Below are 14,351 nucleotides of genomic sequence, written 5' to 3'. Positions count from 1 at the left end.
TGCGCTTTGCTCTTCGCGCCCTGCGCCTTTTCTTTTCTGCCGGAATTATCCGCTTCGAAATATTACTTTTGCACAATCCAAAAAAAAGAGGAGTCGTAACAATCTATGCCGCCAAAAACAAATAAACTAAAGTCAGCCCCTGCACCCGCAAAGCGCAAGAAAAAAGCAAGCAACAAACCATTAAAGCTAAGCAATCCCTTTCAGCCTGTTGTCGATTTGTTTCGCAAGCGGCTGTTTCAGCAAATCATGGGACTCACGCTGATTGTGATTTCTGTGTTTTTGGGCATCAGCTTCGTTTCGTACCTGAGCACCTGGCAAACCGACGATCAGCTCTTCAACCGTTCTTTTTGGGAAATCCTCAACAACCGCTCACTCTATGCCGCCAACATCATGGGCAAGATTGGCGCCGCCCTTTCCAATATCTTCATTAAAAAAAGCTTCGGCGTTTCTGCATTTTTCATCCTTATTTTTACCATTGCGGCAGGCATCCGGCTTGCATGGCCCAAGGCAGGTATTCCTTTATGGAAAATTTTCAGAGTCAGTGTGCTGGGTCTGCTGTGGTTTTCGGCAGCATTTGCTTTTGCTGTCCCTTCGGTGATGGATGGCATCCTGGCCGGAGTGTTTGGCTTCTTCATCTACGGATGGATCGACTCGCTTCTGGGCACTGCCGGGGCAGCATTGCTGCTGTTCTTTGTCATGATCCTGTTTCTGCTTGTAGCTGGATTTTTCAAAATTTTCAAAACAAAAAAAACTTCTTTTAGCCTTTTTGGCAATAAGAAAAAAGATAAGACCAAAGCCAACGGAAAAAAAGAGCCACGTGGCGGTCAGTACAATGTGGAGGAATATGCAGTTGATCCTGAGGACGACAACGAAAAACTTCTCGAAGGTTTTCCCCGTCGCAAACAGGAACCTGCACTCACCGACTATCCGGCCACTGTAGAACTTAAAGTTGATAAAAAGCCCGCACGCGAAACCAATCGCAAGTTGCCCCCACCAGAAGTAGACTTTACCATCGAAAATCCCTCAGAGCAGTCTGTGACGCCACCCGAACCGGCACCGCTACCAGCCCCGGCACCCAAACCGCCAAAAGGTAGTTTGGAAACAGATTACGACCCACGGCTGGACTTGCCGCACTACAAATTTCCGCCACTCGACTTGCTAAGCGACTACGGAGCAACACACGTTAATGTGCAAAACGACGAGCTGCAGGCCAACAAAAACCGCATCGTCGAAACACTCAGTCAGTACAAGATTGAAATTGAGAAAATAAAGGCAACCATTGGACCCACGGTGACGCTTTACGAAATAGTGCCTGCGCCAGGCATCCGCGTGTCGAAAATAAAAAACCTGGAAGACGACATCGCCCTGAGCTTGTCGGCGCTGGGAATCCGCATCATCGCACCCATCCCCGGCAAGGGAACCATCGGCATTGAGGTGCCCAACCAAAAGCCCGACATCGTTTCGATGAAGTCGGTGCTGGCATCGGAAAAATTCCAGAATGCCACTTATGAGCTGCCTTTTGGAATGGGTAAAACCGTTTCCAATGAGGTATTTGTGGCCGACCTCACGCGCATGCCGCACATCCTTATGGCCGGCGCCACCGGGCAGGGAAAGTCCGTTGGCCTCAACGCCATCATCGCTTCGCTGCTTTACAAAAAACATCCGGCGGAGCTTAAATTTGTGATGGTTGACCCAAAGAAAGTGGAGCTTACGCTTTTCTCGAAAATTGAGCGCCACTTTCTGGCCAAGCTGCCCGACTCCGAGGAAGCCATTATCACCGACACGCGCAAAGTAGTGCGCACGCTCAATTCGCTCGGCATCGAGATGGACACGCGCTACGAATTACTCAAAGACGCCCAAGTGCGCAACATAAAAGAATACAACGTTAAGTTTCTGCAACGGCGGCTCAACCCGATCGAAGGACACCACTTTATGCCCTATATCGTGCTGGTAATCGACGAATTTGCCGACCTGATTATGACTGCAGGCAGAGAGATAGAAATACCGCTTACGCGACTGGCACAACTCGCACGCGCCGTAGGAATCCATCTGATCATCGCCACACAAAGGCCTTCGGTAAATATTATAACCGGAAGCATCAAAGCCAACTTCCCTGCACGCCTGGCGTTCCGCGTTATCTCCAAAATCGATTCACGCACCATCCTCGACAGCCCCGGCGCCGACCAGCTCATCGGTCGCGGCGACATGCTGCTCTCTACCGGCAGCGACCTCATCAGGCTGCAATGCGCCTTCATCGACACCCCGGAAATCGACCGCCTCACCGAATACATCGGTTCGCAGCGCGCCTACCCCAGCGCCTACAACCTGCCAGAGTTTGCCGACGAACAGGATGAAGGCATCACCGAGTTTGATCCCGACCAGAAAGACGCGCTCTTTGAAGACGCTGCCATCCTTCTGGTTCAAACACAGCAAGGCTCCACATCGCTGCTACAACGCAAAATGAAGATCGGATATAACCGTGCCGGTCGCATCATCGATCAACTGGAAGCCGCCGGCATAGTGGGGCATTTCGAAGGAAGCAAAGCCCGCGAAGTAATTATTAAAACGGAAATAGAGTTGGAACAGTTTTTGAAAGATCTCGACACACGAAATTAAAAATCTAAAAATCATGACATCAATCAGAAAAGTACTTCTGGCAACTATAGCGCTGCTCATTTTCGGCATCCCGCAAATAAATGCCCAATCCAAAGACAAACAAGCCAGCGAGATCCTCGACGAGGTTACCACCAAAACCAAAGCCTACGAATCGATAAAAATGGATTTTACCTATCAGATGGACAATCCTGAAGCCAACATCAACGAAACCACTTCCGGCAGCGCGCTGGTGAGCGGCGACAAATACCGTCTCGACATTGCCGGGCAGCTCGTCATCTCCGACGGAACAACCATCTGGACGGTGATAAAAGATGCCGAAGAGGTGCAGGTAAATGAAGTAGGCGACAACGACGAGGCCTTCTCCCCTACCAAAATGCTGACCGACTACAGCAAAAACTACAAATCCAAACTTGCCTCCAAAACCGAGACTATAAATGGCGTAAATGTCTATATGCTGGAGCTGACACCCAATAAAAAAGAAAATTTTAAAAACGTGAATCTTTACGTCCGTCGCAGCGAGATGCAACCCTACCGCATCGAAATCTTCGACTACAACGGCAGCGTTTACACATACACTCTTACCAGCTTCAAACCCAACGTAGCCTTAAAATCCGGCGATTTTACCTTCGTCGAGTCGCAATATCCCGATTATGAAATTATTGATATGAGATAGAGGAAGGAGGCAGGCCTCAGCAGGCAGTCTTCAGTCAGCAATCTCCAATAGGCGATATACAATGAGTGGGCAGTAGTAGAAATGAATAGTGAGAGATGGGTGGTTAGAAGCCAATGACGTATCACAATAATAAATAACAATGAAAAGCAGTTTTAGCGTTTTTGACGAAAATGCTTTGGAATATGATGATTGGTTTGAAATGCATAGCATCCCTTATCAATCCGAATTATCAGCTCTTAAACAAGCAATTTCACCCGGAAAAACAGGAATTGAAATTGGCGTAGGGACCGGGCGTTTTGCCCAGGTTCTCGATATAAAATACGGAGTGGAACCATCCGAAAATATGGCAAGGATGGCAGAAAAAAAAGGGATTAAAGTACTAAGAGCTGTTGCTGAAAACCTTCCTGTCGACAGCAATTCGTTCGATTTTGCTTTGATGGTAACAACGGTTTGTTTCCTTAATAACATACCAAAAGCATTTTCAGAAGTTTATCGAATTTTAAAACCACAAGGAGAAGTGATTCTTGCCATTATCGACCAAAACAGTGAGATAGGTAAAAAATATGAAAAGGAAAAAAATACGAATCTCTTCTACAGAGACGCTCATTTTCACTCAACAGAAGAAATAACGAAATTGATAAAACATGCCGGGTTCAAAAACCTAAAATATTGGCAAACACTTTTTAAAAATAATAGCGAAAAAATCGAACAACCCAGAGAGGGCTTCGGTGAAGGAAGTTTTGTAGTAATTAAAGCAACAAAAACGACCACACAGCAGGAAGAAAACAAGTAAACCAAAACAGCACTGTCACGCATTGTGATAGGGTTCGTTGCGCAGGATGGTCATGGCGCGGTAGAGCTGTTCGAGAAAAATCAGGCGGATGAGCTGGTGGGAAAACGTCATGGGGGAAAGCGAGATTTGTGCCTGAGCGCGGCTGTAAACTTCGGGTGAAAAGCCATAGGCGCCGCCAACGACAAAGCAAAGATTTTTGATTCCGCTGTTCATCTGCTGCTGCAGGAAATCGGCAAAGCCTTCGGAAGTGTAGGAAGCTCCGCGCTCGTCGAGCAGCACCACAGAGTCGCGCGAATCGAGCTTTTTAAGAATCTGCGCGCCTTCGTGCGCTTTAAATTGCTCGGGACTAAACCCGCGGGCATTTTTCAATGTAGGCACCACGACCTCTTCGTATGGCAGGTAATTGATCAATCGCTTGCGGTAGCTCTGGCATCCGGCAACAACAAAATCCTGAAAGGTTTTTCCTACCTGAACAAAACGTATTTTCATCTTAATTAAACAGAATTGTATTTCCGAAATTTTTTATCTTTGCAACAATACCAAAAAATCATGAAAAGCTTCATAGCCAGCACCACAAAAATAATTTCTACAGGCACACTTTTGCTGATGCTGCTGATCGTGCTATGGCCCACTCCTGCAATGTCGCAGAATGCTGAAACGATGCAGAAAATAACTACAGCACTCACCAGCGGAAACGCCACCGCGTTGGCAAATCATTTTAATACAACCGTTGCATTGACGCTTCCTACAAACGACGGCACCTATAGCAAGAAGCAAGCGGAGCAGCTGGTAAAAGTGTTCTTTGAAAAAAATCCTGTCAGCAATTTTACCACCGAGCACAACGGCACTTCCAACGATGGCTCCAGCTATATGATCGGAGTGCTGCAAACCTCCCAACAAAAAACTTATCGCCTGTATGTTCTCACCAAAAAGCGCGACGGCATAGATCTGATACAACAACTGCAGGTTGAAGAAGAAAAATGATCTCAGCCGGCAGTTCTCAGCCCACAGTTAGTAGTCCCTTCGACTACGCTGGTTTCGACAAGCCCTTCATTACTTTCATTATTCAATACGATTGTGTTCAACTTAGGCTCTACCTGAGTTGCATTTATTTTTGCAGGATTTGCCTGCTTTTCTTTTTTAATAATAAAGTGTGCGCCAGGCACAGCCTGTAAAAATAGACCGGACGAATCGGAGCCTCGTCCAACCCCCGGGGTTTTCCCTCGTTACCATCCACTTTTTAGGCTGGAATCAAATAACCATCGATTTGCTACCTTTGCAGCAAATATTTTCAGGTTATGAATTTAGATGAACTGATTAAACAAGCGCTCGCCGAAGACATTGGAAGTGGCGATCATACCTCCCTTTCAACAATCCCGGCAACGGCCACTGGTGAGGCACAACTGCTCATCAAAGCCAATGGCGTAGTGGCCGGCATAGAGGTGGCACAAAGGGTTTTTGAAATCCTTGACCACACGCTGCAATTCACACCTTTGATGAAAGACGGCACCAGAGTGAAGGTGGGCGACATTGTTTTTACCCTTTCGGGAAGCAGTCGTTCCATCCTCACCGGAGAGCGGCTGGCGCTCAACTTTATGCAACGTCTCAGCGGTATTGCTACTTCCACCCGTAAGATGGCCGATCTGATTGCCGGCACGTCCGCGCGCTTGCTCGACACTCGCAAAACCACACCGCTGCTCCGGCAGCTCGAAAAGCAAGCCGTGTTAGCAGGTGGCGGCACCAACCACCGCTACGGCCTTTACGATATGATTTTAATAAAAGATAATCATGTCGATTTTGCCGGCGGCATACAACAAGCCATCCAGGCGGCACACAAATACATGGAGGAGAAAAAGATGAATCTGAACATAGAAATTGAGGTGCGTAACTTCGACGAGTTGCAACAGGTGCTGGAAAGCGGCAACGTACACCGTGTGATGCTCGACAACTTTACGCCTGAAGATTTACGGCGCGCCATCGGTATTGTTGATGGCCGACTGGAGACAGAAGCCTCCGGACGCATCACCGAACAAAACATTCGCAGCTATGCCGAAACCGGTGTCGATTTTATCTCATCGGGTGCACTGACACATCAGATAAAAAGCCTCGATATGAGCCTGAAAGCGGTGCATCATCAGCAATAACAAAAAGTGAATCCGTTAAAACGTCATCCCCATGATTCCGGCAAACGCGACAAGCGTCTGGTAATCTTTTTGCGCAACAGCGCAGCCTTTATCATACGCCAACTGCGAAAAATAGTGCTGCCTGGCTTCGACGGCATCCCACTCTTCACGGTTTTAATATTTTTCTTTCAGGGACTCTTCCAGGGCAAACTTACCATGCGCGCCTCGGCGGTATCGTACAGCTTTTTCCTGGCACTGTTTCCGACCATATTATTTTTTTTCACCATCATTCCTTTTGTACCTATCCAGGGCTTTCAGCCTACTCTACTCAACGCTTTGCAAGAAGTAATTCCGGCTACACTCTGGTGGCACGTGAGCAGCACGCTCACGGAAATCATCACACGCCCGCGCAGCGACCTGCTCTCCATTGGTTTTATCCTGGCGTTGTATTTTGCGACCAATGGCATCGCTTCGATTATCGAAGGCTTCAACTCCACCGCCCATACCATCGAAACGCGCTCGTGGTTCAAGCAGCGAATCGTATCGCTGTTTTTGCTGGTAGTGATTTCGGTGTTGATCATCATTCTTATCTCTTTGTCAATCATCGGCGGCTACATCATCCGTTGGCTGATGAACGAAGGCATACTCACCGATTTTTTTACCATCGTCACCATTCAGATTTTGCGCTGGGTACTCATCATTTCGTTGTTTTTGTTTACCAATTCATTCCTGTACTATTTTGCTCCCGCGCGTCGGGGCGAGTTCCACTTTTTTTCGGCCGGCTCCACACTAACCACAATATTGCTGATATTAACAACCTACGGCTTTAATTTCTACATCGAGAACTTCAACCGCTACAATGCACTTTATGGATCGATAGGCACGTTACTGGTTTTTATGTTGTGGATTTATTTCAATAGCATCATCGTGCTCATCGGCTTTGAGCTTAACGCAAGTATCAGGATGGCCAGGAACGATCTTGCTCCGGCCAGCGAGGTAGAGACACTGGAACATTCATAAAATAAATAACCTATCAAAAAAGTATGACTGAAAAGATATTTTTTATTGGAGGAGGAGCCATTGCTACAGCGATGGGCAATGTGCTGGCCACCAAAGAAAACGTGGACGTAACTCTGCTTTCGATTGAGGCGGCAGTGGTTGAGCAGATTAACACACAGCATGTTAACGTTAATTATTTCCCCAACATCCGCCTGCAAGAGGGTCTGAAAGCTTCGATGGATTTTGGACTTTTACAGCAAAAAGCATTGGTTTTTATAGCCATCCCATCGATAAGCGTGGTAGATTTTATCCATAGCCATGCCATTCATCCCGAATCGGCGCTCATCAACCTGGCCAAAGGCTTTGGCAACGAAAACCGCACCATCGTCGAATGTCTTGCCGAAGATTTGCCCAACCCGGTGGCTACGATGAAAGGGCCGTCGTTTGCGCGAGAAATCATCAACAACCAGCCAACAGCTTTCACCATCGGCACCCAAAATGAGACGCTGTATCAGCAGCTCAAAACCCTTTTTGCACAAACCACCATCCACACCGATCACTCTACCGACATCCGCGGGGCGGAAATGCTCAGCATCCTCAAAAATATTTACGCCATCGTCATCGGGGTTGTCGACGCACAATTTGAGTCGCCCAACCTGAAGTTTATGATTTTTACAAAAGCCTTCAAAGAGATGCGACGCATCCTGCTGCTTTTTGGCGGCAGAGAAGAAACGCTGTTCAACTATTGCGGTATCGGCGACTTTGCGCTGACTTCGCTCAACGACCTGAGCCGCAACCGAACGCTGGGGTTGCTCATCGGCAAAGGTTTCTTTACGGATTATATCTCCGAAAAGGTGGTGCTCGAAGGACGTATTGCCTGCAACGTATTTTATGAAGAGTTGGTAAAACGCGAAATCCCTACAGCTGACTTCCCAATTTTCGATGAGCTGCATCAAGTGTTCAACAGCGAGTACGACATTTCGCGCTTTGTGAGTAAACTGCTGCACCGCGTGTGATTCCGATTGCTTATTGCAAAAATCATCTTAAAAAATTAACACCAAAAACACTGTGGGCGTAATACAACGGCAAAGCATTTCGGGGGTCATCTGGTCGTACATCGGCGTGGGTCTGGGATTTCTCACCACAGCTATTATTTTTACGCGTGTACTCGAAACCGAAGAGATCGGGCTGCTGCGACTGCTGGTATCCTATTCGGCCATCATTGCAATTTTTGCCAGCTTGGGCATGAATACGGTGATGGTGAAACTATTTCCTTTTTTCAGAGATCCGGCCAGCGGGCACAAAGGTTTTCTGGGCATCGCGCTGGTAGTAGCGCTGGCTGGTTTTATTGTTTCATCATTGGGCTATGTGCTGTTGAAACCCTGGATCATCGGCGAGGCAAAGGAAAACTCGTCGCTGTTTGTTCAATATTTTTATACCGTCGTCCCACTCACCTTTTTCACACTGCTCTTCGGGCTGCTCGACACCTATTACCGCGTGCTTTTTAATGCCGTAAAAGGGATCATCTATAAAGAGGTTGCACAGCGCCTTCTGATCATAGTTGTTGTGGGACTTTACTATTTTTCGTTGGTGGATTTTACCGTACTGGTTTGGCTTTACATACTTGCCTTTGCAGCACCATCGGTAATGTTTGTCGTTTCTCTGTCCATGAGCGGGCAGCTTCATCTGCGGCCTGGCTTTAAATACGTGGATCAGACGCTGAAAAAGAATATGATCAGCGTGGCGGTATTTGGCATCATGGCGAGCTTTTCGGGAGTGCTGGTGATGAGCATCGACGTGATCATGATCGAGAGGTTTTACGACCTGAGCATGGCCGGTGTTTACACCATCAGCTTTTTCTTTGGCACACTCATCCTGGTGCCGATGCGCACCATGGGTAAAATTGGTTCGGTGGTGATAGCCGAAGCCTGGAAAGCCGACGACCGCGCCACCATCAGCAACATCTACACCCGCAGCAGCATTACCCTTACGGTGATGGGGCTGCTGCTATTCATCGGCATCTGGGGCAACATCGAGAACGTGTTTCATCTGGTGGGCGACAAATTCGTTGGAGGACGATATGTGATCTTATTTATCGGACTTGCAAACCTGGCCGACGTGGTGATGGGCATGAGTTCGCATATCATCGTCACTTCGCATCTCTACCGTTGGCAGACTTATCTTCTTGTGTTTTTTGCCGCCCTGATCATCATCACCAACCTGTTGCTGATCCCCATCTTCGGAATTGTGGGCGCAGCCATCGCCTCGTTTTTGTCGAAGGTTTTGTTCAACGGCGTTAAATTCTGGTTTATCCGCCACCACTTTGGCTTTCAGCCGCTGAGCTACCGCCACCTGTGGCTGGCACTGATAGCGGTAGCAGCCTGGTATCTGAGCACACTGCTGCCAGCGCTGCCCAACTACATCATCGACATCATCGTGCGCAGCACCCTCCTCACCATTTCGTTTGTAGTGCCGGTGTATTTATTAAAGATTTCGGAGGATGTGAATGGGAGGGTTGACGGGGTGATAAAGATTCTGTTTAGGCGGTTTCGATAAACAATAATAGGGCTTATTAATACTTTTACACAATCAACAACAAAGAAACTATGAATATCGGGATGATTCTGGACAATTCGTTTCCTCCAGATCCTAGGGTTGAAAACGAGGCCATATCATTGATTGAATGCGGGCATCATGTATTTTTATTTTGTTTTGATTATTCAAACAATCAACAAAAGCAAGAAATTATTAATGGTATTACAGTTTGTCGGTACAATGTTTCCAAAGTCATTTATAAACTATCAGCTCTTGCATACACATTTCCTTTTTACCATATCAAAGTTGCTAAGTTCATTAAAACCTTTGCGGTAAAAAATAAAATAGATGCTTTTCACATCCATGATATTCAGGTTGCACGTAGTGTTTTTTGGGTTACTAAAAGATTAGACATCCCAATTGTACTTGACTTGCATGAAAATAGACCTGAAATCATGAAGTATTATTCTCATGTAAACACGCTTATTGGGAAAATATTAATCAGCCCTAAAAAATGGAAAAAATTCGAATATAAATACATTGAGCGTGCTGACAAATTGATTGTTGTTACAGAAGCGGCAAAACAGTACTATTCACACTCTGTCCCTATTGATGAGAAGAAAATACACGTTGTCCCAAATACAGTCCGAAAGGGTTTCTATCTGAATCCATTGATTAAGAACGAAATTGTTGATCTGTATAAAAACAACTATTCAATTCTGTATCTTGGTGATACTGGACTTAGAAGGGGACTAGAAACTGCCATATCATCATTGCCTGATTTGATCAATAAAATCCCTCACATAAAATTAGTGATCGTTGGCCAAAGTAAAACGGATTATTTGTTGAAAAATAAAGTAAAGGAATTAGGGGTTGAAGAGTATGTTGATTTCGTTGGGTGGAAGGATTTTAGTCTTTTCCCTTCTTACATAATATCAAGCGATGTCGGAATTTGTCCGATTCATAGAAATTTACATCATGACACTACCTACGCTAATAAAATATTTCAACATTTAGCATTTGGGAAACCTATAGTAGTGAGTAATTCTACTGCACAGGCAGAATTGGTTAGGAAGTTTGAGTGCGGATTGGTATTTCAGGATCGAGATGTCCAATCTTTCACAAATGCTATAATTTCCTTGTTTCACGACAGGGAGCTTTATCACAGGCTATCTTTAAATGGAAAAGAGGCAATAGAAAATAGCCTACACTGGGAAATTCTTTCTAAAGAATTAATTAAACTGTACAATGAAATATGAAAAAAATTGAATTTCAGGGAACCTATGCAAAAACCCATCAAATAAGGTTTCGAAAAACTTTAAATTTCATGAAAGATCATGTCGCACTGTCAGACAAGATTTTAGATTTGGGACCTCCAAATCCTTTAAGTGATCTATTAAGTAACCAGGGTTATAATATTCATAATACAAAAGAGAATATCGATTTGGATTTAGATTATGAAATTGTAAAAGATGAAACGTATGACATTGTTACTGCCTTTGAAATATTAGAGCATCTGGTTTCACCTTTTCCCTTATTGGAATGTATGAAAGCAAAAAAGTTATTTATCTCAGTTCCATTAAAACTATGGTTTTCTAACGCTTATTGGAGTAAAAATGACCCCTATGATAGACATTATCACGAATTTGAACCACGACAATTTGATATGCTGCTCAACAAAGCCGGCTGGAAAATTAAGCAAAGTGAAAAATGGACAAGTGCGTCCGGCATATTGGGCATCCGTCCATTGTTGCGACATTTTACACCGAGATATTATTTCGTTTACTGTGAACGTCATTAGATCACAAGTAAATGAGAAAGATACTTCACTACTTACCTCAAATTTGATTCATTGACTTTCGTTTAAGTCAGTTAGCTTTTAGATGGTGAGAGTTCTAAATCTTCATAAACCTTCAAAAGCAGGTTTTCGTAATCCTTATTATCATAGACCTCATATAGCTTGGTGAATCCATTTTTACCAAGAGTTTCTCTTAATTGTTTATTTTCCACCAAACGTATTACACAATCCAAATACTCCTGTTCTGTAGAGTATGAAAGGCCACAGTTAAATGAATGTACTAATTCCATTTGGGGTTCGCAGTTCGAAACGATTATGGGTTTACCACCATACATGTATTGAAATATTTTATTAGCTACTCCAGAATCATGCTGTTCATTTTTAACCAAAGGAGATAAAAAAATATCACTTACATCCATATAGGTAACCAAATCGGATAAATCAATCCAAGGAATATAGTTGATGTTATCTTTGAGCCTTGCATGATTTATCTCTCGAAAGAACCTTTTTTTATCTGCTTTATCTACTGGCCCAATTATCAATAATTCAACGTTCAAACCGCGATCTAATGCCTTCTCAAAAACAGACAAAGTATCGAATATCCCCCTTCTTTCTGCGACTCCGCCAAAATACATTAGCGTGAGATTGTTACTTTTTACAAGTTTGGAATTTGGTTTAAATTTCTCAAACTGTCTCAAATCAATTACATTAGGAAAGACTATTATATCATCCCTATTTAAAAACTCATATCGTTGTAATAAATCCTGTTTGAACGACTCAGACAACACAATCAGTTTTGACGCATAGCCTAAATATCTTACTTCTTTTTTATGCCAAATCTTTGGATTGGCAATGAGATTTCTAAATCTTCCTTTCGTCCAATTGTACGATTGAATTGCAAAGGGAAAGTTTTCATGCAAATCCAGGATTAAAGGAATTTCTTTTTTTAGAGATTTAATAGCTAAATGGGCTGACCTTGACATGTACAAATCATGAACATGGATAATGTCAATTGAGTTTTCATTAATAAACCTTTTAATCTTTTTCTTCCAAATCAACTCATACAACGGGATTCTGTTAAAAAGAAAAAACAAAATATCTTTTGTTTTTTTCTTCATTTCAATTCTACATATTTTTGCTCCATCAACTTCAGGATAGGATTTTTTGTCGAAAGCAAAACAAAGGATACTAATCTTCAATCCGTATCTTTTTAAAATATCCACTTCTCTTCTTACACGCACATCAGTGTTGAAATCATTATCTACAATTATTCCCAAATTTTTCATACCCATCAGATGTTAGAAACGTCATAAATGTGCAACATAATTTTTATTTAATCCAAACTAATTCATTTTAGGGATACAAATTTTGAATTACCCTACCGCAGCAAAGTTACACTTCCTTGTTTAGTGCGCTCAGCCACGTGGCCATATTTGTTGATGGCGCCGTACTTACACACCCAGAAATAAACGCCTGCAAATATGATAAAACTTACTGCTGCTATTCTTTCTCCGTTACCATCTCCTGCAGCACTTTGGCAAGCTCTGCGGTTAGCTCCCGGCGACTATATTTTGAAATATCCGACTGGGTGCAAAGGTTTTGATTTTGAACGAAACGATCGAAAAGTGTAAGTACCTGCTTTTTCAGATGATCGCGATCCTCAAAATCAAATGTCTCACCACAGCCTGTTTCCTGGAGAATCTTTGCAGCATCGCCCTCTGTGGGACCGATGCATAAAATTGGCCTGCGCGCAGCCATATATTCAAAGAGTTTTCCGGTGAGGATCATCGAAGCATTCGGCGTGTTATTGATGAGCAACAACAACATCTGCGCACGCTGCTGCTGCGCCACCACCTGATCGTGATCAAGATAGGGCAAACTTACAACGTATGGCTCCAACCCGTGCCGACGCAGCGATTCATTAACATGATAATCAACTTTACCGATGAGTTTTATCCTGAGTACTTCGGCAAAAGTTTCATATTTCTGTACCAGCTCATCCAATATTCCCCAAAGGTTTTCGGGATTGCGCGATTCCGCCAGGGTGCCGATGTGCGCTATCGAAAATTTATGATCCGGCTTAGGGTTTTCAGCGGGCAGATCATCCGTATCATAACCATTTGTAATCACACGATATGAACGCTCGACCATGCGTTCGAAATCCTTTTTCATCCCATCGGAAATTACCACCACTTCGTCGGCTTTGGTAAGCACAAGTTTTTCGAGCCGGTGGTGCCGCCGATCGGCAGCGCGTGTAAGTTTGAGCTGGTGATAAAAATCGATATTGGTCCATGGGTCTCTGAAATCAGCGAGCCACGGAATTCCCAGTTTTTGCTGCAGCTTGTGCGCGATAAGATGCATCGAATGGGGTGGCCCGGTAGAAGCGATAGCATCTACAGGATTTTCACGCAAGTATCGCGTAAGATATTTTATGGATGGATTGATCCAAAAGCGCCGTGCGTCGGGAATAAAAAAGTTGCCACGAATCCATACGGCCAGCCCTTCCAGACGCTTTGGCTTTTTGCTTGTGCTGACAAACGAGGAACTGATGCCCTCATTTTTATCCAGCCGAAGCAGTTTTTTATAATATTGATAAGGCTCCCACACCTTGGTTTTGATCACCTTAACATCAGGATCGATATCTTTCAGAAGAGAAGCATCCAGCACCGGCACTTCGGGATTTTCGGGCGTGTAGATCACCGGCTCCCAACCAAACTCGGTCAGATATTTGGCAAACTTCAACCAGCGCTGCACCCCAGCGCCACCCGATGGTGGCCAATAGTAGGTAATGATGAGGACGCGGCGCTGCATACT

Annotated in this window: 13 protein-coding genes; 10 read left to right on the top strand and 3 right to left on the bottom strand. The window is 44.5% G+C overall.

Going from position 1 to position 14,351, the window contains the following annotated elements:
- Positions 1–105: 105 nt before the first annotated feature.
- The 3 genes from VFC92_02285 (at position 106) to VFC92_02275 (ending at position 4,082) form a co-directional block, all read left to right on the top strand.
- The gene (locus VFC92_02285) at positions 106–2,616 is read left to right on the top strand and encodes a DNA translocase FtsK 4TM domain-containing protein (GenBank protein HZK07004.1); all 2,511 of its coding nucleotides are present in this window, start codon (positions 106–108) and stop codon (positions 2,614–2,616) included.
- A 13-nt stretch (positions 2,617–2,629) separates the two neighbouring features.
- Positions 2,630–3,289 (top strand): outer membrane lipoprotein carrier protein LolA, encoded by a 660-nt coding sequence (locus VFC92_02280; GenBank protein HZK07003.1) that lies wholly within the window; start codon positions 2,630–2,632, stop codon positions 3,287–3,289.
- Between the two features lie 139 nt (positions 3,290–3,428).
- The gene (locus VFC92_02275) at positions 3,429–4,082 is read left to right on the top strand and encodes a class I SAM-dependent methyltransferase (protein HZK07002.1); all 654 of its coding nucleotides are present in this window, start codon (positions 3,429–3,431) and stop codon (positions 4,080–4,082) included.
- A gap of 15 nt (positions 4,083–4,097) precedes the next feature.
- Here the strand turns inward: VFC92_02275 and VFC92_02270 are convergent, their stop codons facing one another.
- Positions 4,098–4,571: a 23S rRNA (pseudouridine(1915)-N(3))-methyltransferase RlmH gene (locus tag VFC92_02270; GenBank protein HZK07001.1), complete on the bottom strand. Its 474-nt coding sequence runs from the start codon at positions 4,569–4,571 to the stop codon at positions 4,098–4,100.
- A gap of 60 nt (positions 4,572–4,631) precedes the next feature.
- On the opposite strand from VFC92_02270, the gene VFC92_02265 reads away from it, so the two are divergent.
- From VFC92_02265 to VFC92_02235, 7 genes are all read left to right on the top strand, one after another.
- Positions 4,632–5,066, top strand: coding sequence for a DUF4783 domain-containing protein (locus VFC92_02265; GenBank protein HZK07000.1), 435 nt, complete (start codon positions 4,632–4,634; stop codon positions 5,064–5,066).
- 314 nt (positions 5,067–5,380) lie between these two features.
- Positions 5,381–6,226 carry a carboxylating nicotinate-nucleotide diphosphorylase gene (nadC, locus tag VFC92_02260; protein HZK06999.1) on the top strand — a complete coding sequence of 282 codons (846 nt, stop codon included), beginning with the start codon at positions 5,381–5,383 and terminating at the stop codon, positions 6,224–6,226.
- 6 nt (positions 6,227–6,232) lie between these two features.
- Complete coding sequence (locus tag VFC92_02255; protein HZK06998.1) at positions 6,233–7,225, top strand: YihY/virulence factor BrkB family protein; 993 nt, start codon at positions 6,233–6,235, stop codon at positions 7,223–7,225.
- Positions 7,226–7,248: 23 nt separating this feature from the next.
- The gene (locus VFC92_02250; protein ID HZK06997.1) at positions 7,249–8,220 is read left to right on the top strand and encodes an NAD(P)H-dependent glycerol-3-phosphate dehydrogenase; all 972 of its coding nucleotides are present in this window, start codon (positions 7,249–7,251) and stop codon (positions 8,218–8,220) included.
- 52 nt (positions 8,221–8,272) lie between these two features.
- Positions 8,273–9,760 (top strand): polysaccharide biosynthesis C-terminal domain-containing protein, encoded by a 1,488-nt coding sequence (locus tag VFC92_02245; protein HZK06996.1) that lies wholly within the window; start codon positions 8,273–8,275, stop codon positions 9,758–9,760.
- Positions 9,761–9,810: 50 nt separating this feature from the next.
- Positions 9,811–10,998, top strand: a complete 1,188-nt coding sequence (locus VFC92_02240; GenBank protein ID HZK06995.1) for a glycosyltransferase family 4 protein — start codon at positions 9,811–9,813, stop codon at positions 10,996–10,998.
- 68 nt (positions 10,999–11,066) lie between these two features.
- Entirely contained in the window at positions 11,067–11,540 is a 474-nt protein-coding gene (locus VFC92_02235; protein HZK06994.1) for a methyltransferase domain-containing protein, read from the top strand.
- A gap of 71 nt (positions 11,541–11,611) precedes the next feature.
- Here VFC92_02235 and VFC92_02230 read toward each other — a convergent pair whose 3' ends face one another.
- Complete coding sequence (locus tag VFC92_02230; protein HZK06993.1) at positions 11,612–12,823, bottom strand: glycosyltransferase family 4 protein; 1,212 nt, start codon at positions 12,821–12,823, stop codon at positions 11,612–11,614.
- Positions 12,824–13,037: 214 nt separating this feature from the next.
- Positions 13,038–14,348, bottom strand: coding sequence for a glycosyltransferase (locus VFC92_02225; protein ID HZK06992.1), 1,311 nt, complete (start codon positions 14,346–14,348; stop codon positions 13,038–13,040).
- Positions 14,349–14,351 lie beyond the last annotated feature (3 nt).

It is taken from the genome of Bacteroidales bacterium (genome assembly GCA_035647615.1).
Taxonomy (GTDB): Bacteria; Bacteroidota; Bacteroidia; order Bacteroidales; family 4484-276; genus SABY01.
Note: the sequence above shows the minus strand (reverse complement) of the source record. Positions and strands in the feature narration are given on the sequence as shown.

Coding starts and splice junctions, on each gene's coding strand:
- VFC92_02270 (HZK07001.1), bottom strand. CDS start 4,571: ATGAAAATACGTTTTGTTCAGGTAGGAAAAACCTTTCAGGATTTTGTT.
- VFC92_02225 (HZK06992.1), bottom strand. CDS start 14,348: ATGCAGCGCCGCGTCCTCATCATTACCTACTATTGGCCACCATCGGGT.
- VFC92_02285 (HZK07004.1), top strand. CDS start 106: ATGCCGCCAAAAACAAATAAACTAAAGTCAGCCCCTGCACCCGCAAAG.
- nadC (HZK06999.1), top strand. CDS start 5,381: ATGAATTTAGATGAACTGATTAAACAAGCGCTCGCCGAAGACATTGGA.
- VFC92_02280 (HZK07003.1), top strand. CDS start 2,630: ATGACATCAATCAGAAAAGTACTTCTGGCAACTATAGCGCTGCTCATT.
- VFC92_02250 (HZK06997.1), top strand. CDS start 7,249: ATGACTGAAAAGATATTTTTTATTGGAGGAGGAGCCATTGCTACAGCG.
- VFC92_02230 (HZK06993.1), bottom strand. CDS start 12,823: ATGAAAAATTTGGGAATAATTGTAGATAATGATTTCAACACTGATGTG.
- VFC92_02275 (HZK07002.1), top strand. CDS start 3,429: ATGAAAAGCAGTTTTAGCGTTTTTGACGAAAATGCTTTGGAATATGAT.
- VFC92_02265 (HZK07000.1), top strand. CDS start 4,632: ATGAAAAGCTTCATAGCCAGCACCACAAAAATAATTTCTACAGGCACA.
- VFC92_02240 (HZK06995.1), top strand. CDS start 9,811: ATGAATATCGGGATGATTCTGGACAATTCGTTTCCTCCAGATCCTAGG.
- VFC92_02235 (HZK06994.1), top strand. CDS start 11,067: ATGAAAGATCATGTCGCACTGTCAGACAAGATTTTAGATTTGGGACCT.